Genomic DNA, 20565 nt, shown 5'->3' on the forward strand with positions numbered 1-20565 from the left:
GATATCGCGGGATTTAGTTCCGCACAATGCCTTCTGGCTCAATGGATTCAGCAGCTTGCGGCGTCCACTTTCTGACACTTCTACGGCCATAAGAAAAGAAGCTTTATTTACTCTCTTCTTAATTTAAATTAAAGCCATAAACTTTAATTGTTTTAGACTTTACGGCAGATGAAACGCGGATTGCAGGGAACGTTCAAAAAGCAGATCAGCGACTCACCGGAACCATTTCAGTCTTTCATTCCTGCAAATCTGCCGCCTGATCCGGCTCTGCAATGGACTCCGGCACTGTATCAGGCCCTCTCGCGTGCCGATCTGATGCTGGGGCGCCTCGATGGAATCAGTCGCGTCCTGCCCGACACTAATTTGTTTATTTACTTTTACAGCCGCAAAGAGGCTGTTCTCTCTTCTCAGATCGAGGGCACCCAGTCCACTCTGTCAGAGCTACTGTTATTTGAAGCCAGCGAACTCTTTCCTTCACACAAAGAAGACCTTCTCGATGTTTCGAATTATGTTGCAGCCATGCGTCACGGCCTTTCGCGTCTGGCCAGTGGCTTTCCTCTTTCCCTGCGTCTGATTCGGGAGATGCACGAGATCCTTGTCCGCAGCGGGCGGGGGAAGCATCAGAACCCCGGAGAGTTTCGAGTCTCCCAAAACTGGATTGGCGGCACACGCCCAGGCAATGCAGCTTATGTTCCACCGCCTGTCCAGGAAATGAAGGATTGTCTCAACGCATTTGAGCGATTTCTCCATAAAGGCGCAAATGAGTTCCCGGTGCTGGTGCAGGCTGCCATGCTGCATGTTCAGTTCGAATCTATCCATCCCTTCCTCGATGGCAATGGTCGCCTGGGTCGGTTGCTGATTCCACTTCTGCTGATGGATCGCAATGTACTTGTGGAACCGATCCTGTATCCATCTCTGTTCCTGAAGCAGAACCGGTCTCGCTACTATGAGCTTTTGCAGCAGGTTCGATTTGAAGGCATATGGGAAGACTGGATCGAATTCTTCCTGGAGGCAATCGCTGTGACTGCCGAACAGGCAGTGCAGTTATCGCAACGCATCCTTCAACTCTTTCGAGCCGACGAAGAAACAGTTCACAACGGTCGAGCCCGCTCCCGGTTGCCTTCGGTCTATCGCTCCATGCAGAGTTCCCCAGTTGCTCTTGTAGCTCAGGTGGTTCGTCACACCAAACTGAGCACGCCGACAGTGCTGAAGGCCCTTGAGAAGTTACGTGAGCTGGGAATACTCGACGAAATCACCGGGCGCGAACGGAATCGCATCTATCGATACACGAAATACGTCGCGATGCTGAACGAAGGCACCGAACTCTGACCTCACTTCGATACACTGGCTGAGAACCCGAAATTCATACCCCGGCCAGCGATGTCCAGACCCTCAGTCCACCGCCTGCGCAAGTTCCGTTTCGAGCGTCCCCAGCAGATCGCAGCCCTTCTGCTGCTCCTCTTCTTTGGCCAGTGTCTCTGGATCAGCGCCCATCGCACTCTCTCCGAAACCGACTATCAGTATGCCCGCTGCGGCCGCGAAACCTGGGAAAAGCCCGCGCTCCTCACCGGCTACTTCACCACCTGCGGCAACATCCCCGACGGCATCCTCGCCTGGCGCGCCGCCGGTCTCCCGCTCACCATCGATCGCATCCTCTCCGGCGAATCCGCTTCCACCTCCACATGGGAGATGCGCCACGAGATCTGGTCCATCCGTCTGCTCGTCCGCCTGCCCTTCATGCTCGCCGGCCTCGCCCTCGGCGCCTGCCTCTGGTGGGTCACCCGGCGCCTCTTCGGAAACACCGGCGGCTACATCGCGCTCGCGCTCTACTGCTTCTCGCCGCCCATCCTCCGCGCCTCTACCGTGCCCAACAGTGAGATCCTCGCCGCCTTCGGCATCTTCTCTGCCGTGTACACCGCCATCGGCGTTTCGCACGCTCTCCAGGGTCCGCGCCGCAAATGGAGACCGCGCATCATCCTCCTCGCCGTCATCCTCGGCTTCACCGCCGCCGCGCACATCTCCGCCTTCGCGCTGGCGCTGCTCTTCTGCATCGCTTTCATGGCCTGGGTCGCGGAAGGCAAACGCGCGCTCATCCCCACTCTGCTCATCTTCTGGATCGTCTCGGCCTTTCTGCTCCTCTTCGCCGCCTACTCCTTCCGGCTTGACGCCTTCAGCTACATCTTCCGCAGCGCCGCCGGCATGCTCTGGATATCGCTCGAGCCCGCCCGCTGGTTCTTCACACGCCTCACCAGCGTCATCTTCACCATAGCCATCGCCGGCTCGCTCGCCCTTTACGCCGCGCAGCGCCGCTCCCGCTACTTCGGCAACACCGCGCCGCTCATCGTCGCCGTTGTGCTCTTCCTCGTCATCACCACCGGCGTTCACTCCGAACCCTGGCTCTGGGCGCTCCCCTTCTTCATCACCTTCATCGCCGGCATCTTTGCCGATGTTCTTGAGACCCGCCATCGCCGCCTCTTCCTCTTCGTCACCGGAGGTATCCTGCTCGCTCAGGCCGCGCTTTGCCTCGCTACCCTGCCGCTGCTGACGCAGTAGGTTTTGAAACCCGAAAGCTCTCCTCCGCGTCTCAGGCACCACTATGGAAACGCCGATTATGTTCTGTTCGATAACGGCTGGCAGTTCCAGATGGCGCTCGAGAGCCCGCTTTCGCTCGACGCCGCCAGGGTTGCCGACGCCGCTGCCACCGCACCGGCAACCCACTGAAGCCTGTTTGCCCGATCGGCCCGGTCATGTTCGCGCATCAGCCGCTGGTTTGCACTAAGGCTCGACCGACTCTGTCACAGAGGTGTCGCGCTCCCAGCCTTCGTTCTCCAGCCTGATATGTTCGATGGCGACGGCGTTCGCATCCGAGCTCAGATCCGGCAGAGCCTCATATTCCGAAGGCCAGCAGCGCAACACGTTGTACGCATACACCAGCTGGCCTGCTTCGTTGTACAGCTCAATCCGAATATCCTTGCGAAACTCCTTCAGCGCGACCTCCGCGCCCAGGGCAGCGCCCAGTTGCCACACAAGGTTGGCCCATTCTTCGAAAGCCCGATCCTGCGTCAGCCCGCGCTCCAGAGTGATTGGCTCGAACTCCGTCAGTCCCGGCGACTTCCGGCTGGTGCTCGGATCGCCGCCCTCGCGATGCGCCACCACCTCCGTGGTGCGTTTGAGCCCGGTGACTTTCGAGACGCCGGCAACATATTTGCCGTCCCACTTCACGCGAAATTTGAAGTTTTTGTAGGGGTCGTAGCGAGTCGGATTTACAGGAAATTCCGCCATGCGCGGAAGCATACCACCGAAGTCTGCACCTGCAACCAGACAAATTTCAGGGCACACGCGCCGGCTCTTCCTGGCCGTGTGCCCCGCTTATGTCTCTACCCCCGCGGCCACGACGGATGGCAGCCCTGGCCTTTCGTGAACGCCGTCAGCGCCTGATCGGCCGACACCAATGTCTCGCTGCAGCAATACCCCAGTGAATCGTAGCCGCCTCTTCGGCCAGTGCCGGACTACTTCAGCCCCAGTGCCCGCTTCATCGGGTGCGCCTCCGTATTCAGAATCACCGCATTGAAATCCAGCGTCGAGGGAGGCGCAAAGAGCAGATACAGATACTTCATCGTCTCTGCAAAGAAGAAGCTCTCCATATCATCGGCTTTCTCTTTGGTCTGCACATTTTTAAGCGCGGCAAAGCCGTCGTCCGTGCGGCAGTACTTCTCGATCGCATCGAAGAAGCCCTTGCCCATCTCCAGATACTTCGCATCGTGCGTGTAGTGATACAGGTAATACGCCGACTCGATAATCTCCGGCCGCAGCGGATAATCCGCCGCCGTGATCTGCCCGGTTGCGTAGTTGTACTGATCCGGCTCGATCCCCGCGACGTGCCACATCCGATTGCTCGAATCCTCCAGCCGCGCCGCACGGTTCACGTCACCGCCCAGCGCCAGCAGTGCCGGAAAAAACGCATCCAGCGCTCCGTAGTACGTGGTCGTGCGCTTTCCCGTATTCATGTCGGCCTGCCCATACCACAGCCCGTCCGGACGCTCGTCCGCCAGATAGCGGTTGATCGCCACCAGGCTCGTCTGCCACATGCGCTCGCAGTCCTTATCGCCGAAGAGAATCGCCGCCTTCAGCAGGTACTCGTAATACGAATCGATCCCGCCCATGATTCCTGCCGCCGTATCGGTCCACTGCCCGGTCTCCACATTGATCCCCAGCCCCACCAGCCCTGTCTTCGCGGAGCGCCGGTCGTACAGCGCCACCATCGCCTTCTTCGCCTTGTCGTAGTACTCCTGTTTGCCCGTCAGCCGCGCCAGCATGCCGTACTCGATCAGCAGGCTGCCCACCTCCGCCGGATTGCTGTTCACGCCCCGCACCGCGCCCGTCTTCAGGTTCACGTACTCATACGGCATACCCGTCGGCGAGTCGAACATCGGCAGCATGCGCCGCCCCAGATCATCGGCCAGTTCCAGCAGCCGCTTGTCTCCGGTCAGTTCGTAATTCGACTGCAGCGCGCCCAGCAGCCGGATCGTGATCTCGAAGTCCTTCACATAAATGTCCTGATCGAGGTTCAGCTGCGTGTCGATCAGCTTCCGCGCCTCATCCGCCTGCGGCTTCAGCCCCATCAGCGTCAGCGTGTCCAGAGCGTCCACCGGCGTCATCAGCAGCGAGTGCCCGCTGCCGTACCAGTCATACGGCGCATGGCTCAGCGGCTTCAGCGCGTCATGCCCCCACGCATATTTTTTGTAGCCCTCCCATGCGCGCAGGCACTCCGCGCGCACCTTCTGCGCCATCTCCGCCTTCTGCGCATCGGTCATCGGCACGGTGGAAACAGAAGCGCTCTGCGCAAAGCAGACCGGCACAGCCAACGCGGCAAACAGAACCCAAAAACGCATTTTCATGCCCACCACTCTAGAGCAAACCGCGCAGAAGGTGAAACATTCCATTCACACAGCCCTGTCATCTTCCAGCCACTTTGATTCTGCATTCAAACTCCACAGCCAATGCCCTGTACCATAGTTGAGGAAGCGAGGAGCAGTGAGCGAAGGTCGGTGGGTTTTGTTGATTGCAAGTGAGGTCGGCGGAACGGACTCCGTGTCCGATCGCGCCATGGAGCGTCTGGTCGAGGCCATCGGTCAGGAAGGCTACGAGGTCGTCCGCACCTCCACGCCTGAAGACGGTCTGGCGCTGGTCAAGTCCGACCCATCCCACTCCGCCATTCTGCTCGACTGGGATCTGACCGGCGACCGCGAGTTCGACGAGCGCGCTGCGCTGCGCATCATCCGCGCCGTCCGTCATCGCAACAAAAAGGTGCCGATCTTCCTCATCGCCGACCGCACCCTCGTCAGCGAGCTGCCCCTTGAAGTCGTCAAGCAGGTGCACGAATACATCCACCTCTTCGGCGACACACCCGCCTTCATCGCCAACCGCGTCGACTTCGCCGTCGACCGCTATAACGAGCAGTTGCTGCCGCCGTATTTTCGCGTGCTGAAGAAGTACACCGACCAGGGCGCTTACTCCTGGGACGCACCCGGCCACATGGGCGGCGTGGCGTTTCTGAAGCATCCCGTCGGCATGGAGTTTCACAAGTTTTTCGGCGAGAACATCCTGCGCTCGGACCTCGGCATCTCCACCTCGCCGCTCGGCTCCTGGCTCGATCACATCGGCCCTCCGGGCGAGTCGGAGCGGAACGCCGCCCGCATCTTCGGCGCCGACTGGACCTTCTACGTTCTCGGCGGCTCTTCCACCTCGAATCAGATCGTCGGCCACGGCGTCATTGGGCAGGACGACATCGTTCTCGCCGACGCCAACTGTCACAAGTCCATCTGCCACGCCCTTACCATCACCGGCGCGCGGCCTGTTTACTTCACGCCCACGCGCAACGGCTACGGCATGATCGGCCTGGTGCCGCTCAAGCGATTCCACCCCGACTATATCCGCGGGCTGATCGCGAAAAATCCGCTGACCGCGAAGGCCGCATCGCCCGACGCGACCTACGCCGTCGTCACCAACTCCACCTACGACGGCCTCTGCTACGACGTGAACCGCGTCGTCACGGAGCTGGCGAAGTCTGTTCCGCGCGTTCACTTCGACGAGGCCTGGTACGCCTACGCGAAGTTCCATCAGATCTATCGCGGCCGCTTCGCCATGGACGTGCCCGACGAAATGCCCGACCGTCCTGCGCTTTTCGCCACCCAGTCCACGCACAAAATGCTGGCGGCGTTTTCCATGGCCTCGATGGTTCACGTCAAGCTCAGCCCGCGCGCGCCGCTCGACTTCGATCAGTTCAACGAGTCGTTCATGATGCACGGAACCACCTCGCCCTTCTATCCGCTCATCGCCTCGCTCGACGTCGCCGCCGCCATGATGGACGAGCCCGCCGGCCCCACGCTGATGGAAGAGACCATTCAGGACGCCATCAACTTCCGCAAAGCTATGTCCTCGGTCGCTCACCGTCTGCGCACCGCCGAAGACGGCAACAACGGCTGGTTCTTCCGCCTCTTCCAGCCCGAGATGGTCACCGATCCCGAGGATGGCCGGCGCTATGTCTTCGAGGAAGCCGACGACGAGCTGCTCGCCACCTCATCGAGCTGCTGGACCCTCAAGCCCGGCGAGACCTGGCACGGCTATCAGGACGAAGATATCGCCGACGAATACTGCATGCTCGACCCCACCAAGGTCACCATCCTCATGCCGGGTGTCGATGCGCAGGGAAACGTGGGCGAGTGGGGCATTCCCGCCGCCATCCTCACTGAATTCCTCGACGCGCGCCGTGTCGAGATCGCCCGCAACGGCGACTACACCGTGCTCGTGCTCTTCTCCGTCGGCACCAGTAAAGGCAAATGGGGAAGCCTGCTCGAAAACCTCTTCGAGTTCAAGCGCCTCTACGACAATGAAGCCACGCTCGATGAGGCTCTGCCCGACCTGGTCGCGAAATATCCCAGCCGCTATCGCAACGTCACCCTCCGCGAGCTGAGCGATGAAATGCACGCCGCGATGACCGCCCTGCGCCTGGCCGCGCTCGCCGGCCAAGCCTGCGACGTCGATCCCGATGTGGTCCTCACGCCTTCGCAGACCTATCAGAAGCTGCTCCGCAACGGCACCGACAAGGTCAAATTCAGTGAGATGGCCAACCGCATCAGCGGCGTCATGCTCGTGCCTTACCCTCCCGGCATCCCCGTCGGCATGCCCGGCGAGCGCCTCGGCGGTCCCGACAGTCCGGTCATCCGCCTCATTCTGGCACTCGAGGAGTTCGGCAAGCGCTTCCCCGGCTTCGAGCGCGAGGTCCACGGCATCGAAGTCGACGCGCAGGGGGATTACTGGATGCGCGCCGTCATCGAAACCCCGGCATCCTCGAAGCCGGGCAACGGCAAGACAAAGCCGCCCAACTCCGCGCCGCCGGTCAAGCGCCGCAGGCGGGCTGCCCTGGCGCAGACCGCGCCCGCAGCCGATGCGCCGCACGCTCCGGCCCCGGCGACGGACCCGGATTCGATCCCGGACCCGGCCGCGGATCACGAGTCACCATTGCCGCCTGCGCCCCACGGGGAATAAGCAGGGCTCGGTCGGGTTCCCCGCTCAAGCCATCTTCTGGCCTGAGCGGGAAACAGCGGCAGCCGTGCCATAAAGGCTGCATCCCTGAGATCTGAACCCTGTGACCTGCGCCCTGTCCGCAGCGCCCTGTCCGCTGTTAGACTCCGAAGGAAATGCCTCGCACACACGATGATCCCGACCGGCTGGTAAGTGCCGCGCGCTCCGAAGACGAAAACTCCTTCGAGCTCAAGCTGCGCCCGCGCCGCCTGAAAGAGTTCATCGGCCAGGAGAAGGCGAAGGAGCAGCTCGCCATCGCCCTCGAGGCCGCCAGATCGCGTGGCGAGGCCCTCGACCATGTTTTGCTCTTCGGCCCTCCCGGCCTCGGCAAAACCACCCTCGCGACCATCATCGCCAATGAGCTCGATGTCGGCTTCCAGCAGACCTCCGGCCCTGCGCTGCAGATCCAGGGCGACCTCACCGCCATCCTCACCAACCTGCGCGACCGCCAGGTGCTCTTCCTCGACGAAATCCACCGTCTGCAGCCGGTGCTTGAGGAAAAGCTGTACACCGCGCTCGAAGACTACAAGCTCGACATCATCATCGGTCAGGGTCCGGCGGCGCGCACGCACGTCATGGACATCAGGCCCTTCACCTTCGTCGCCGCCACCACGCGCCCCGGCCTGCTCTCGTCGCCGCTGCGCTCGCGTTTTGGTATTCTCCTGCGCCTCGAGTTCTACACCGACGACCAGCTGCGCTATGTCGTCGAGCGCTCCGCTGAGGTTCTGCAGATCCCCATCGACCAGGACGGCGCGGCGGAGATCGCCATGCGCTCCCGCGGCACGCCGCGTATCGCCAACCGTCTGCTGCGCCGCGTGCGCGATTACGCGCAGGTGCGCGGCTCGGGCCGCATCGACCGGGCAACTGCCGAGCAGGCGCTGAAGATTCTAGAAGTCGATGCCCACGGCTTCGACGAGCTCGACCGCCGTCTTCTGCTCACCATCATCGAGAAGTACGACGGCGGGCCAGTCGGGCTGAACACCCTTGCCGCCACGCTTGCCGAAGAGCAGGACGCCCTCGAAGAGGTTTACGAGCCCTTTTTAATCCAGATCGGCTTCCTCGACCGCACTCCGCGTGGTCGCGTTGCCACACGTCTCGCGTATGAGCACTTCGGCCTGCCCCTGCCGCGGAAGCAGACGCCGCTATTCTGAAATCGCCTGCATGGAAATGAAACATGCCGCGGCTCTCAGATGATCTTTTCGATCCTCTGGTCGGGAACGAACCACACCATCGCGTTCAGCAGATACAACGCAATCGCGATCCACGGCCGGTAATACGCCAGCGGAATCGCCACCGCATAGACAACGAGTGAGATCGTCGCCTTCCTGTCGTTCCCCACCGCGCGCGCCAGTTTCGAATCGTATCCGTTGCAGGCCATAATGGCCTTTTCCAGCAGCAGATAGCTCAGCGCGGACATCACCAGGTCCACTCCGTACGATGCCGTCGGCGTGGCTGCAAAATGCGTCTCATCCATCCAGCGAATGGTGAAGGGCATCAGCGAAATCCAGAAGAGCAGAAGAAGATTCGCCCACAGCACCTTTCCATCCACCTGCTCCGTGGCCTGCAGCATGTGATGGTGGTTATTCCAGAAGATGCCGACGTTGACGTAGCTCAGCGCGTACGCAAAAAACACCGGAAGCCCGGAAGTCAAAGCCGCAAGGGTTCCCCCCTGCGGCAGTTTGATCTCCAGCACCATGATCGTGATGATAATCGCGATCACGCCGTCGGTAAAAGCTTCCAGCCGCCCTTTATCCATCGCTCCTTCGAACTAAAGCGACAACGTCTTCAGATACTCCCGGAACGCCGGCCCAAGATCATCGCGTTTGAGGGTAAAGTCGACCGTGGCCTTCAGCATGCCCAGTTTGTCGCCCGCATCGTGGCGTGTGCCCTCGAACGTATACCCGTAGACCTTCTCCGACTGCAGCAGACCCTTGATGCCATCGGTCAGCTGCAGCTCGCCTCCCGCGCCAAGCGGCGTGGTCTCCAGCAGATCGAAGATCTTCGGCGTAAGAATGTAACGGCCGATGATCGCATTCTTCGATGGCGCCTCTGCCGGCTTCGGCTTCTCCACCAGCCCCTTCACATCCATCACCCGCGCGTTGCCGGCATGGGGTGAGCCATCGAGCACGCCATAAGCTGATATTCCCGGCCCTTCGATCACCTGCGTCGCCAGGATCGATCCCTGTACCTGTTCAAAGAGATCCACCATCTGCTTCAGGCAGGGCACCTGAGCGTCGATCACGTCGTCGGGCAGAATCACCGCGAACGGCTCGTCGCCCACCAGATCCCGCGCCATCAGCACCGCGTGTCCCAGACCCATCGCTTCCTTCTGGCGCACATACGAGAGCCGCACCATATTCGAGACATTCCGCGACAGTGCCAGCAGCTCCGTCTTGCCGCGGCGCTCCAGTGTGGTTTCCAGTTCGAAGCTCACATCGAAATGATCTTCAATCGCGGACTTGCCGCGCCCTGTGACGATAATGATCTGGTCGCACCCGGCGGCAAGGGCCTCCTCGACGCCATACTGAATAATCGGCTTATCGACCAGCGACAGCATTTCTTTGGGGATGGACTTGGTCGCGGGCAGGAAGCGGGTTCCAAAACCCGCAGCGGGGAAGACTGCTTTGCGTACCCTGGTTTTCATTGTGCTTTTCTGTTACGAATTCCTTCCTTGAGATTCACGGCAGAAATATTGCGGAACACCGCAGTAAGATGCGCTCTCGCCGCGGATGGCGGTCCTGGGAACCACATCTCCAATCATTTCACACAGGACGCGAAGGAATCGAACAGATCCCGGGAAATGTCGAAGTTTTAAATAGCTCTGAACTCTTCTACAGCGTCGGTGAATCGTCTCCCAGCATGGCTCTGCGAACAATCCGGATCGGAGCGCCTCCCTGCTTCATGAAATCGTCGTGAAACCTCTCCAGGGAAAACGCCGCGCCCTCTTTCTTCTGAACGTCCGCGCGCAGCTTCATAATCTCCAGCTTCCCGAGAGTGTAATACAAATACGTGGGATCGGATGTGCCGCGTTTGGTCTCCACATCGGCAATCGAGCGCGACTGATAGCCCTCATCGACGAAGAACTCCCGCGCCTGATCAAGCGTCATTTCCTGCGTGTGCATTTTGATGCCGACCACGAACCGCGCATCGCGCAGCAGCGCGTCCTGCAGCTGCCCCAGGCGGATCAGCCGTGACTCCCGCTCGTCTTTCGCGCCCACGCCCGGCTGGTTGTAACCCTGATCGAGCATCATCTGTTCGCAGTAGTGCGCCCAGCCCTCGACATTGGTATTCGACGTGATCAGCTTGCGCACCGTACTCAGATGCGTCTGGTTCACCCAGAGAAACTGCACGTAATGACCGGGGTACGCCTCGTGCACCGACGTGCTGATAATCGTCCCCACGTTGAAGGCGGCCATATGTTCCGCGATATGCGCTGCGGTCCAGTCCTTCTCCGGCAGCGTGACGTTGAAGTATGCCGTCGTCGAATGCTTCTCAAACGGTCCCGGCGAATCCATCGATGCCTGTGTCGTCGCCCGCATAAACGGCGGCGTCTCTTCGAGCACCGGTTCCACCGTCGAAGGAATCGTGATGATCTGCTTCTGACGGATAAACGAGATCAGGCTCTCAAAGGTATTGTGAAAGCTCTGCAGCAGCTGATCCGGCGCAGGATGAATTCCCGCCAGCTCCGCCAGTACCTCCTTCGGTGTCTTCGACGGATCGACCTCCTTGGCCACACGCTGGAACTCCGCCTGGTTCTTGTGCATGTCCGCGTAAGCAATCTCCAGCAGCTTGTCCAGCGGCGTATCCACCATCTCGTCATATTCGAGCTTTTTGCGATACGTATCCGCGCCGATGCGGAAATCCCCGTGCGACTGCGGCAGCAGATCCGTCTTCAGCCACGTCTGATACTGTTCGAGCGCGGCAATCACGGCCGCATTGGTTTGGTGAAACTCCGCAATGGTCGCCGCGTCCTTTGCGTCCTCAAATGCCTCCGGCACATCGTGCTGAAAAAAGCTGATCAGATCCGGAAGCTGCTCCAGCGCAATCTCCGTATAGATCTGCGGCGGATTCTTCAGGTTCTTCCGCGCCGCGTCAAACACGGCAGGCATCTGTTTCTCGCGTGCAATCAGCGACCGCAGCCGGTCATCGGGTGGAGCGAACCTCCGCTCCATCAGCGAAAACGCGCTGTTCGTAATGCCGCTCGAATAATTATCCGGATTCTTCTCCCACGGACGAATCGTCTCCAGCATCAGCAATGTCCCGCGAATATTGTTGCGGACCATCGCCAGATCGCCCTGCGTGCTCTCATCCAGCCCGGCTTCGCTTACCGCGTCGAACTTCTTCTCGAACGCATGCAGCGTTGCAATCTGCGCCTCGACTCCGGCGCGGCTGTAATCTTCCAGCTTCGCGTCATACTGGTGCAGACCCGCAAGCGTTCCATTCGTCGGCGAATACCGGAAGACCACATCCGCAAAATACTGATCCACCAGCGCGCGAAACCGTGCCGCCGCATCCTGCGTCTGCGCGTGAACAAACGATGCTGTGGTCATAAAGCTCCCGCATATCAGGAGTACAGCGATGCCTTTTACTCTCATGGCTGCCTGCATACAGCATCAGTATCTTTCATCGCCGGGCCGCCTGCCACCCCTCACTCATATACTAATTTTGTATGCTCAGACAGCTTGCCCGCTCCCGTGCGCTGCAGCAGCGCGCTGAAAAGTTCCTGCCCGGCGGAGTCGACTCGCCCGTCCGCGCCTTTCGCGCCGTCGGCGGCGATCCGCCCTTTGTCGTCCGCGGCGAAGGCGCATATCTCGAAGATGCGGACGGCAACCGCTATCTCGACTACTTCGGCTCCTGGGGACCGATGATCCTCGGCCACGCCTTCCCCGCCGCCGTCGAAGCCGTCCGCGAAGCCGCCGCGCACAGCGCCAGCTTCGGCGCCTCTACCCCCGCCGAAGCCGACCTCGCCGAGCTGGTCATCGAAGCCTTCCCCTCCATCGAAAAGCTGCGCTTCGTCAGCTCCGGAACCGAAGCCACCATGTCCGCCATCCGTCTGGCCCGTGGCTTTACCGGCCGCAAATACGTTATCAAGTTTGAAGGCTGCTATCACGGCCACGCCGACGGCCTGCTGGTAAAAGCCGGCTCCGGTGTCGCGACCTTCGGCATTCCCGGCTCTGCCGGCGTGCCCGAGGAGATCGCGCACTTCACGCTCGCGCTCCCGTTCAACGATCTTTCAGCCGTCGAAGCCGCCTTCGCCGCGCACCCCGGCGAAATCGCCTGCATCATCGTCGAGCCAGTCATCGGCAACGCAGGCTGCATCCCTCCGGCGGCCGGATATCTTCAGGCGCTGCGTGAAATAACCAGCCGCGACGGCGCGCTGCTCATCTTCGATGAAGTGATGACCGGCTTTCGCATTGCCTTCGGCGGCGCGCAGCAGCTTTACGGCATCCGCCCCGATATGACCACTCTCGGCAAGATCATCGGCGGAGGCCTTCCCTGCGGAGCCTTCGGAGGCCGCGCCGACATCATGAATCAGCTTGCGCCGCTCGGCCCTGTCTATCAGGCCGGAACGCTCAGCGGCAATCCGCTCGCCATGGCCGCCGGCATCGCGACCGTGGGGCATCTCCGGGAGAATCAGAAACAGATCTATCCTCAGCTCGAAGAACGAAGCGCCGCTGTTGCCGAAGGAATCGCTGCCGAAGCGGCGAAGGCAGGCGTCTCCATCGTGACGAATCGCATTGGCTCGATGTTCACCTGGTTCTTCACGCAGGCTCCTGTCACCGACTTCACCACCGCCGCGGCTTCCGACACGCAGCGCTTCGCAGCCTTTCATCGCGGCATGCTTGACCGTGGCATCTGGCTGCCGCCCTCACAGTTTGAGGCTGCCTTTCTCAGCACCGCGCATACCGCAGGACACGTTCAGGAAACGATTCGCGCCGCCCAGGAAGTCTTCGGCGTCATCGCCACAGCCTGACACACAAAGCCCCGCGCAAAGCACTGCTTCCGCGGGGCATCTGCAGACTGACACTGTTTACGGAGCGCCGAACAGCCGCACCTCCGGCTTGTTCGGGTTATTCGGATTCGCCCGTGCATACCACAGCTCCAGGCTGTTGATCACTCGCCGTCCTCCCGGCAGCACGATGCGCTGGCTGCTTCCGCCCGCGCGAATGAACGCATTCACCGGCAGCGGCTGTGCATAGCCGTCTCCATAATGAATCACCACATGATCGAAGCGAATCGGAGCATACCGCACGCGCAGCACGATCGAGTGATAGCGCCCGGCATAGCGGCCCACTTTGATGTCATCGTGATCCACCGGACCATCCACATGCGCCATGCCCAGAAAAAGCATAGGCGCGCGCATCGGTGGCGGAGGCGGGGGTCCCTGTGCCAGCATCGGCAGAGCAAGGCTGACGGTCAGTGCAAGGGCCATCGTCGACAAAACAGGTTTCCAGCATCGTATACGTAGATTTCCTCCCGGAATGTCGCGAGCGATCCTTTCCGGTTTCTCGCTTTCATCCGTTCTCTGTTTCGTTGACCCGGCAATATCCCGCATGTTGCGGTCATCCGCGGTTTTCGGCGCCGGATGATCTCTCATTCCATGCATCCACCGTTACAAATCGCGCCTTCTGCAGCGCGCTTCTCTCGATCAGCATCCGTGTTGCTGCAACGCTGTGGCTGCGATCCTGGCCAATACCAGCCTGCCCGCCATCATGCAGCAGCAGATTCGAGCCCCGTTCCGCGCGCCGGTTATGGGCGATGCCGCGATCCAGATTGGCCAGCACTCGTTCCGCAGTAGTCGCCTTCCAGTCGTAGCCCATCGCGTTCCACAACACCGGAGTCAGTCCCAGCTCCCGCGCGCATCGCAACACATCCGGCCGCCTCGCTCCATGCGGAGGACGGAACCATCGCACCGCTTCGCCGATCGCATCCTCGATAGCCGCATTGCACCCCGCCAGTTCCTCGCGCACGCGCCGTGGCGGCTGGAAAAGCAACACCGGATGCGTCACCGTGTGATTGCCCACCAGGTGCCCCGCCGCCCGAATCGCCCGCACAATCTCCGGGCGCTGGCGAACAAATCGGCCGATCACAAAAAATGTGGCTCTCACTTCATGCCGCGCCAGCAAATCGAGAAGCTGATACGTATACGGATCGTTCGGTCCGTCGTCGTATGTCAGCGCAAACTCGGCTGGATCGTTCCCTGCAATGATGGCTCTGCCGAAAATCTGCGAGGAGGGCCACATGCCCGCGTAGGCATAGCCGCCCGCTGCAAGGCCCGCAACCGCCGCTCCTGCCAGAACCGTAGTGATCGTAATCGCCATGTGTAGAATCAAAATCCCGCAGCAACTGCCGGAGAGTAGCCCCGCAGGTACCCTTTCATACTATGCATCGCACCGTCAGAGCAGGTGTGGTATCTTCGTATTTCATTCGCTTCATTTCGAGATCTCCGGCAGGAAATTCCTCTCGTCAGGCAGTCATTATGGGCAATCTCTTCGATTTACCTCACTTCATCGCCGTCGAAGGCCCCCTGCGCGTGGGCAAGTCGACGCTCGCTCAGCTGCTCTCTGAGACCCTGCACGCCCGCCTCCTCACCGACCCCGACGACAATCCCTTCCTCGACCGCTTCTATCAGGCGCAGTCCGGCATGGCCTTTGCCACGCAGATGTGGTTTCTGATGGAGCGCAGCGCGCAGATGAGCCTGGTCGGAGACTCGGAAACACCGGTGGTCTCCGACTACCTTTTTGAAAAGGACCGGCTGTTTGCCTACGTCAATCTCAACGATGCCGAGCTCGCGCTCTACAACCGCTACTATCAGATGTTCTCAAAAACGTCGCCCGCACCCGACCTGGTCATCTATCTGCAGGCCACGCCGGACGTCCTCCGGCAGCGGATGAAGCGCAAGGGTGTTCCCGGAGAGCGCGCCGTCAGCGAGAAGTACATCGAGCAGATCATCCACGCCTACGAGCACTTCTTCTTCCACTACACCGCCAGCGATCTGCTCGTGGTCAATACCAGCGACATCGACTTCGTGAACAACAACCGCGATCTGCAGTTGTTGCTCAGGCGTCTCTCCGAACCCGTCAAAGGAACGCAGTACTTCCTGCCGCTCAGTAACGGTGCAGCCTGACGCCGCTGATCTCGACCGGAGTGTCAGAATAAACAGGCAGACGATACCGGCTACTTCATCGCCGGCATGCCGTCTCCATGCTGTACGTGGTTATCGTCCTGCTTCGGCGGAATGAAGTGCTCCGGCATCTTGTGCCCGCGATGGCAGGTGCCGCACATCACATGCTTGTCCTCCGGCATCGCATCCGGATCTTTCACCTGCGACATAAAGTTCTCATTGATGTCGTGCGTCATCTTGAGCATGATGCGCGCAATCTGCTTGTCTTCCTTTGCATCGGAGGCAAAATCCAGGTGGTGCGTCTGCGCGTTGCGCATATGGCAGAACTCGCACTTCACCCCCAGCGCGCCCTCAAACCCGTGCATGACCTTGATCACGTCTTCCGGTGGCATATTCTTCGGCAGAACCTGAAGGTTGACCGGTTTGGGCAGCGGCCGATGCATGCCCGGTCCACCCTCTGCGGGTGCGGATGAACCTGTTCTGGAACTCTCCTGCGGAGCAGCGTGGCTGCAAACTGGCACAAGAATCAGCAACAATGCGGCCGCAACAGAGCCGCCAACAAAAAATCTTCTCTGCATCGATGTACTTTCCTGGGAAGTGCTGAAGTGGAAGCAGGGCCTTGTCCGTCATCTTACATAACGGACATGCAAAAGCGCAGCAAACCGCCTTCGTCCTGAAAGAAGACTTCCGTATCGCCAACGGAGTCGCCACGCATTCATCCACCGGAAACAAAGCGATTGCCTTCCAGCAGAAACCGCAGCGGACGTTCTGCCGCTTTACGAATTCCGATCCGCGGTGTCGCCATGATGCTCCCGGCGAAAAAGCCATCCTCCTCCACCTGCAGACCGCTCTCCGCATCGGTCACATCGAGAGCGTTGTGTATGGCTCGCGTGATTCCCAGCGCCTGGCACAACCGTCCCGGCCCGGAGGTCAGCAGCCGCGGCTTTGCATGCGGAGCCAGCCCGCGCAGCCTCGCCATCGTCTCCAGCCCGCCCACCGGCTCCAGTGCGCGCAGCAGCACGCATCCGGCCTGCCCCTCCGGCTCGCAGGAAATATTCAGGCAGTAGTGCATTCCGTAAATGAAATACACATAGGCGAATCCGGGCGGGCCGAAGATCACCTCGTTCCGTGCCGTCTTTCCCGACGCAGAATGGGCCGCCGGATCACCCAGGCCAAAGTAGGCTTCGACTTCGACAATTCGTCCCGTCAGCAGCTCTCCATCCAGCCGCCGCACCAGAAGCTTGCCGAGCAGATCGCGCGCCACAATATCCGGAGAACGAAGATAAAAGGTCCGTGGAAGAGTACGCGCCTGCTTCATTTTCCAGTACTGCCGCTCAGTCCTTTTTCATCTCTTTCAGAACCTTCAGCACCTCTTCGGCATGCCCTTCAGGCTGAACTTTGGGAAAGATCTTCAGCAGCGTGCGGTCCGGACCGATCAGAAAGGTGGTCCGCTCAATGCCCATCACTTTCTTCCCGTACATATTCTTTTGCTTCAGCACGCCAAACTGTTTGCAAACAGTTTCGTCTACATCTGCAAGGAGCGTATACGGCAGATCGTATTTTTCGCGGAACTTCTTCTGCGCCTTTGGCGTGTCGCGTGAAATGCCCAGCACCACCGCGCCCGTGTTCTGAATCTTCCTGAACTGGTCGCGGAAGCCGCATGCCTCGATCGTGCAGCCGGGAGTATCCGCCCTGGGATAAAAAAACAGCACGACGGGTTTTCCGGCATAATCGCTCAGGCTGACGGTCTTGTCCTCATCCGTCTGAAGCGTGAAATCGGCAACTGTGTCATTGACTTCCATCATCTTCTTCCTCGCGGCAGATGCGCGCATCAGGCCGTTGCGTCATCATAAATTGTTTCGCGGTTCAGGCACTATGTCATCGTTTCCGGAGCGTCAACGTCATCTCTCCCGCCGGCGGCTTCTCTGTACCTGCGCTCTCGCCGCCGGCCTCACCCTCCCCGCCTGCGCTCAGTATCCAGGTCACGTCGATACCACTCAGACGGACAATCAGCCGCACCTGCGCGCCACCGGCGTCTATGAATACACCGGCGATCTGACCAGCCCAAAGGCCAGCCGCCTCATTCCCATCGCCGTATGGGACGGCACCCGCTTCCAGCCCGGCGGCCTCTATCTCGCGCAGCCCGCGCCTCTGGCCGTCGAGGCTGGAACACTCTATGAGCTCCAGACCGCCGGCCAGCGAAAAGGCCTCTTCGACATCAGGGAAGCCGAAGATGTCGGCGGTTCATGGATTGGCGTCGGCGTCTTCCAGAAGGAGAAGCCGCCGCAGCCGCCAAAGCTCCGCGCATCGAAACACCTTCCTCAGGTCGTCAAAGACTACGACCCCGATAAGCCGCACTTCGCCCATCTCCCCTCGGATGAAGGTCCCGGCAGCGCCGGAAGCAGCGGCAGCGCCGGCAATTCAGGAAAGAGTACTTCCGGCTCGGCTGCCAGCGCTCCACCCATCGATCCCGACCGGCCCACACTCCACAAACGCTCCTCTTCCGGCGATGACACCAGCACTGCATCCGGAAACGCACCCGCACCGCAGGTCCCGGTCGACGTGGACCCCGATCGCCCGACGCTCCACAAGCGCAGCGATGCCGGCTCCGCAGCGGCATCCAGCCGCGCCGATGCGCCTCCCGTCGATCCCTCCCGCCCTCGTCTTGCATACGGACGGCCGGAAACCACGGAGGCCATCGACAAGCCCGACGCCCTCACCGGCACTCCCTCCGGCATGGAGCAGATCGTTGCCGTCTCCGATCCACAGCCCGGAGAGCCGCATCCCTTCGCCTATAGCTGGCCCGATCCTTCTGACATAACAAAGACGCAGACCGCGCTCGAGACGATCGCCTCCAAAGCGCTCGCGCCGCCTGCGCCACCGGCTCCAAAAACGAAGCTCGCACCACGCAGCACCACCCGCGCGCGCACCGTGCATCGTCCGGCCGCGCCACCCGCTTCTCCCGGCCTGACGAATGAGGAGTTCCACGCCTACGAGCTCGCTTACGGAGCCGGCGCAACCTTCGTTTTTTCCGCTGAGAAAAAGACACCGGACGGCTCGATGAAGTACATCACGCTCATCGCCAAACCCGATTTTTCCGGCAATCCACAGGTCATGCTGCAGCACATCACCAGCGATAAAGAGCTCGAATTCAACCCTCGCATGCAGCTGGTCGACGCCGTGGACGCCGACGGCGATCATCGCGCCGAGCTGATCTTCGAGCTGCGCGGCAAAAGCGATCGCCAGTTCGCCATCTATCGCGTGGCATATGGAAGCGCCGAAAGCGTCTTCACCACGGCATCCCTCCACTAAAGCAGAAATCCCGCGAACCGGCCGCTGTCAGCCCTTTCCGCGCAGATTCTACAGGGTTGGCAGTTGCGACCGGTCCCATCCTCCGCCCAGCGCTGCAATCAGTTGCACGCTGGCCGCATACTGGCGGGTCATAATATCCGCCTGGGTCCGTTCATTGCTCAGCTGCGCCGTCTGCGCCGTCAGCACTTCCAGATAAGTGGTCACTCCGCCTTTGTAACGGTTCGTACTGATCGAAAGGGACCGCCGCGCTGCGTTCACGGCAAGCACCTGTGCCTGAGACTCCTGGCTGAGAATCCGCAGCGACGACAGATTGTCTTCCACTTCCTGAAAGGCATTCAGAACGCTCTGCCGGTAGTTCGCCACCTGCTGCTCGTAGGCATCGCGTGCCTGCTGCGTCAGCGCATGACGCTGCCCTGCGTCGAAGAGAAGCTCGACCGCCGATCCGCCCAGCGACCACAGCGCGCTCGGACCCTGGAGCCATGTACCGGCATTGCGGCTTTCAAAGCCCCCCGTACCGCCCAGCTGCACCGTGGGATAGTAGGCCGAGACGGCAATGCCGATCTGCGCATTGGCCGCATCTACCCTGCGCTCCGCAGCCGCAATATCCGGCCGCCGCTCCAGCAGCTGCGAAGGAAGTCCATCCGGAATCATCGGAGGCGTTCCGCTCAGCGGCTCCGGCCCAAGGTTAAACATCGATGCCGGCTGACCCGTCAGCGTGGCGACAGCATGCTCAAACTGTGCTCTCGCCACACTGACATCGATGTCCTGCGCCTTCGTCGTCTGCAGCTGCGTATCCGCAAGTGCAACGTCAGACTCCGTTGCCACCCCGCCCTTAAATCGTATCTGTGTCAGTTGCAGATACGATTCATACGCCGTCACCGAGTTATCCAGCAGCTGCTTCTGCGCGTCGAGCCCGCGCATTTCAAAATAGTCTGTCGCCAGCTCACTCTGCAGGCTCAGCTCCACATTTGCGACATCGGCGGCACTGGCCTGTGCACTGGCTCGCGCCGATTCAACCGTGCGCCGCACCCGTCCCCACAGATCGGGCATCCACGATGCCTGCCCTTCCAGCGCAAAGGTGTTGTACTGATAATTGGTCGTTCCCCTGACCGTGTTCGGCTGGTTGTACGACTCGCGGGTACGCGAGATCGAGGGCCCGGCGCTGAGTGTCGGATAATAAGCAGCCCGCGCCACCCGCACCTGCTCCCGCGCCTGGAGGTACTGCTCCATGGCCGCCTTCAGCGTCTCATTCGAGACCGCGACCTTCTCTTCCAGTGCATTCAGCTGCGGATCGCCGTAAACCTCCCACCACTTACCGCGCACCGCCTGATCGCTCGGCTGCGCCGGCTTCCACGCGCCATTGGGTGGATTCGGCGGAGGAACCTCGGCCTCTTTCCACTCCGGCGCCGTCGGCGCTGCGGGCTGATGATAATTCGGCCCCGCGACGCAACCCGCAACTGACAAACAAAGCAGTGCGGCGGCGCAAACAACCGGCAGCCGGATCTCACGCGGTTCAGCGTGCGAAGGACGGAACAATCGCATCG

At 60.8% G+C, this 20565-nt stretch carries 19 protein-coding genes; 8 read left to right on the forward strand and 11 right to left on the reverse strand.

Annotated features, from left to right (window positions below; all coding sequences use genetic code 11):
- The first annotated feature begins 168 nt into the window (after nucleotides 1-168).
- From D0Y96_RS11675 to D0Y96_RS11685, 3 genes are read left to right on the forward strand one after another with little or no spacing between them, the layout of a single operon-like run.
- On the forward strand, nucleotides 169-1329 hold the full coding sequence (locus tag D0Y96_RS11675) for a Fic family protein (RefSeq protein WP_117300062.1): 1161 nt from the start codon (nucleotides 169-171) through the stop codon (nucleotides 1327-1329).
- A gap of 51 nt (nucleotides 1330-1380) precedes the next feature.
- Nucleotides 1381-2553: an ArnT family glycosyltransferase gene (locus D0Y96_RS11680; RefSeq protein ID WP_117300064.1), complete on the forward strand. Its 1173-nt coding sequence runs from the start codon at nucleotides 1381-1383 to the stop codon at nucleotides 2551-2553.
- 3 nt (nucleotides 2554-2556) lie between these two features.
- A complete protein-coding gene (locus D0Y96_RS11685) occupies nucleotides 2557-2721 on the forward strand; it encodes a hypothetical protein (protein WP_158562362.1) in 165 nt (54 codons plus the stop codon).
- 54 nt (nucleotides 2722-2775) lie between these two features.
- Here D0Y96_RS11685 and D0Y96_RS11690 read toward each other — a convergent pair whose 3' ends face one another.
- Nucleotides 2776-3282, reverse strand: coding sequence for a phage tail protein (locus D0Y96_RS11690; RefSeq protein ID WP_117301000.1), 507 nt, complete (start codon nucleotides 3280-3282; stop codon nucleotides 2776-2778).
- Nucleotides 3283-3509: 227 nt separating this feature from the next.
- Nucleotides 3510-4898, reverse strand: coding sequence for a glycoside hydrolase family 47 protein (locus D0Y96_RS11695; protein WP_117300066.1), 1389 nt, complete (start codon nucleotides 4896-4898; stop codon nucleotides 3510-3512).
- A 157-nt stretch (nucleotides 4899-5055) separates the two neighbouring features.
- Between D0Y96_RS11695 and D0Y96_RS11700 the strand changes: the two genes are divergently transcribed.
- Entirely contained in the window at nucleotides 5056-7548 is a 2493-nt protein-coding gene (locus D0Y96_RS11700; RefSeq protein ID WP_252263724.1) for an Orn/Lys/Arg family decarboxylase, read from the forward strand.
- 152 nt (nucleotides 7549-7700) lie between these two features.
- Nucleotides 7701-8735, forward strand: a complete 1035-nt coding sequence (gene ruvB / locus D0Y96_RS11705) for a Holliday junction branch migration DNA helicase RuvB (RefSeq protein WP_117300070.1) — start codon at nucleotides 7701-7703, stop codon at nucleotides 8733-8735.
- A 35-nt stretch (nucleotides 8736-8770) separates the two neighbouring features.
- Here ruvB and D0Y96_RS11710 read toward each other — a convergent pair whose 3' ends face one another.
- The 3 genes from D0Y96_RS11710 to D0Y96_RS11720 all read right to left on the reverse strand — a co-directional run bounded on the left by D0Y96_RS11710 (nucleotide 8771) and on the right by D0Y96_RS11720 (nucleotide 12134).
- Nucleotides 8771-9340, reverse strand: a complete 570-nt coding sequence (locus D0Y96_RS11710) for a TMEM175 family protein (protein WP_117300072.1) — start codon at nucleotides 9338-9340, stop codon at nucleotides 8771-8773.
- A 12-nt stretch (nucleotides 9341-9352) separates the two neighbouring features.
- Complete coding sequence (gene galU, locus D0Y96_RS11715) at nucleotides 9353-10228, reverse strand: UTP--glucose-1-phosphate uridylyltransferase GalU (protein WP_117300074.1); 876 nt, start codon at nucleotides 10226-10228, stop codon at nucleotides 9353-9355.
- 187 nt (nucleotides 10229-10415) lie between these two features.
- The gene (locus D0Y96_RS11720) at nucleotides 10416-12134 is read right to left on the reverse strand and encodes a DUF885 domain-containing protein (protein ID WP_117300076.1); all 1719 of its coding nucleotides are present in this window, start codon (nucleotides 12132-12134) and stop codon (nucleotides 10416-10418) included.
- A gap of 119 nt (nucleotides 12135-12253) precedes the next feature.
- Between D0Y96_RS11720 and hemL the strand changes: the two genes are divergently transcribed.
- Complete coding sequence (gene hemL, locus D0Y96_RS11725) at nucleotides 12254-13558, forward strand: glutamate-1-semialdehyde 2,1-aminomutase (protein WP_117300078.1); 1305 nt, start codon at nucleotides 12254-12256, stop codon at nucleotides 13556-13558.
- A 57-nt stretch (nucleotides 13559-13615) separates the two neighbouring features.
- On the opposite strand, the gene D0Y96_RS11730 is transcribed toward hemL, so the two are convergent.
- A complete protein-coding gene (locus tag D0Y96_RS11730) occupies nucleotides 13616-14017 on the reverse strand; it encodes a DUF2541 family protein (protein WP_147325035.1) in 402 nt (133 codons plus the stop codon).
- Nucleotides 14018-14147: 130 nt separating this feature from the next.
- On the reverse strand, nucleotides 14148-14906 hold the full coding sequence (locus D0Y96_RS11735; protein WP_117300082.1) for a polysaccharide deacetylase family protein: 759 nt from the start codon (nucleotides 14904-14906) through the stop codon (nucleotides 14148-14150).
- Nucleotides 14907-15064: 158 nt separating this feature from the next.
- Here D0Y96_RS11735 and D0Y96_RS11740 point away from each other — a divergent pair, with 158 nt between their 5' ends.
- Nucleotides 15065-15712, forward strand: coding sequence for a deoxynucleoside kinase (locus tag D0Y96_RS11740; RefSeq protein ID WP_117300084.1), 648 nt, complete (start codon nucleotides 15065-15067; stop codon nucleotides 15710-15712).
- Nucleotides 15713-15762: 50 nt separating this feature from the next.
- On the opposite strand, the gene D0Y96_RS11745 is transcribed toward D0Y96_RS11740, so the two are convergent.
- The 3 genes from D0Y96_RS11745 to bcp all read right to left on the reverse strand — a co-directional run bounded on the left by D0Y96_RS11745 (nucleotide 15763) and on the right by bcp (nucleotide 17511).
- A complete protein-coding gene (locus D0Y96_RS11745; protein ID WP_158562363.1) occupies nucleotides 15763-16152 on the reverse strand; it encodes a c-type cytochrome in 390 nt (129 codons plus the stop codon).
- Nucleotides 16153-16424: 272 nt separating this feature from the next.
- Nucleotides 16425-17027, reverse strand: a complete 603-nt coding sequence (locus tag D0Y96_RS11750) for a DNA-3-methyladenine glycosylase (protein WP_117300088.1) — start codon at nucleotides 17025-17027, stop codon at nucleotides 16425-16427.
- A 16-nt stretch (nucleotides 17028-17043) separates the two neighbouring features.
- Nucleotides 17044-17511, reverse strand: a complete 468-nt coding sequence (gene bcp / locus D0Y96_RS11755) for a thioredoxin-dependent thiol peroxidase (RefSeq protein WP_117300090.1) — start codon at nucleotides 17509-17511, stop codon at nucleotides 17044-17046.
- 73 nt (nucleotides 17512-17584) lie between these two features.
- Between bcp and D0Y96_RS11760 the strand changes: the two genes are divergently transcribed.
- Nucleotides 17585-19021: a hypothetical protein gene (locus D0Y96_RS11760; protein WP_117300091.1), complete on the forward strand. Its 1437-nt coding sequence runs from the start codon at nucleotides 17585-17587 to the stop codon at nucleotides 19019-19021.
- Nucleotides 19022-19069: 48 nt separating this feature from the next.
- On the opposite strand, the gene D0Y96_RS11765 is transcribed toward D0Y96_RS11760, so the two are convergent.
- Entirely contained in the window at nucleotides 19070-20563 is a 1494-nt protein-coding gene (locus D0Y96_RS11765; RefSeq protein WP_117300093.1) for an efflux transporter outer membrane subunit, read from the reverse strand.
- Nucleotides 20564-20565 lie beyond the last annotated feature (2 nt).

The sequence above is a fragment of the Paracidobacterium acidisoli genome, assembly GCF_003428625.2.
GTDB lineage: Bacteria > Acidobacteriota > Terriglobia > Terriglobales > Acidobacteriaceae > Paracidobacterium > Paracidobacterium acidisoli.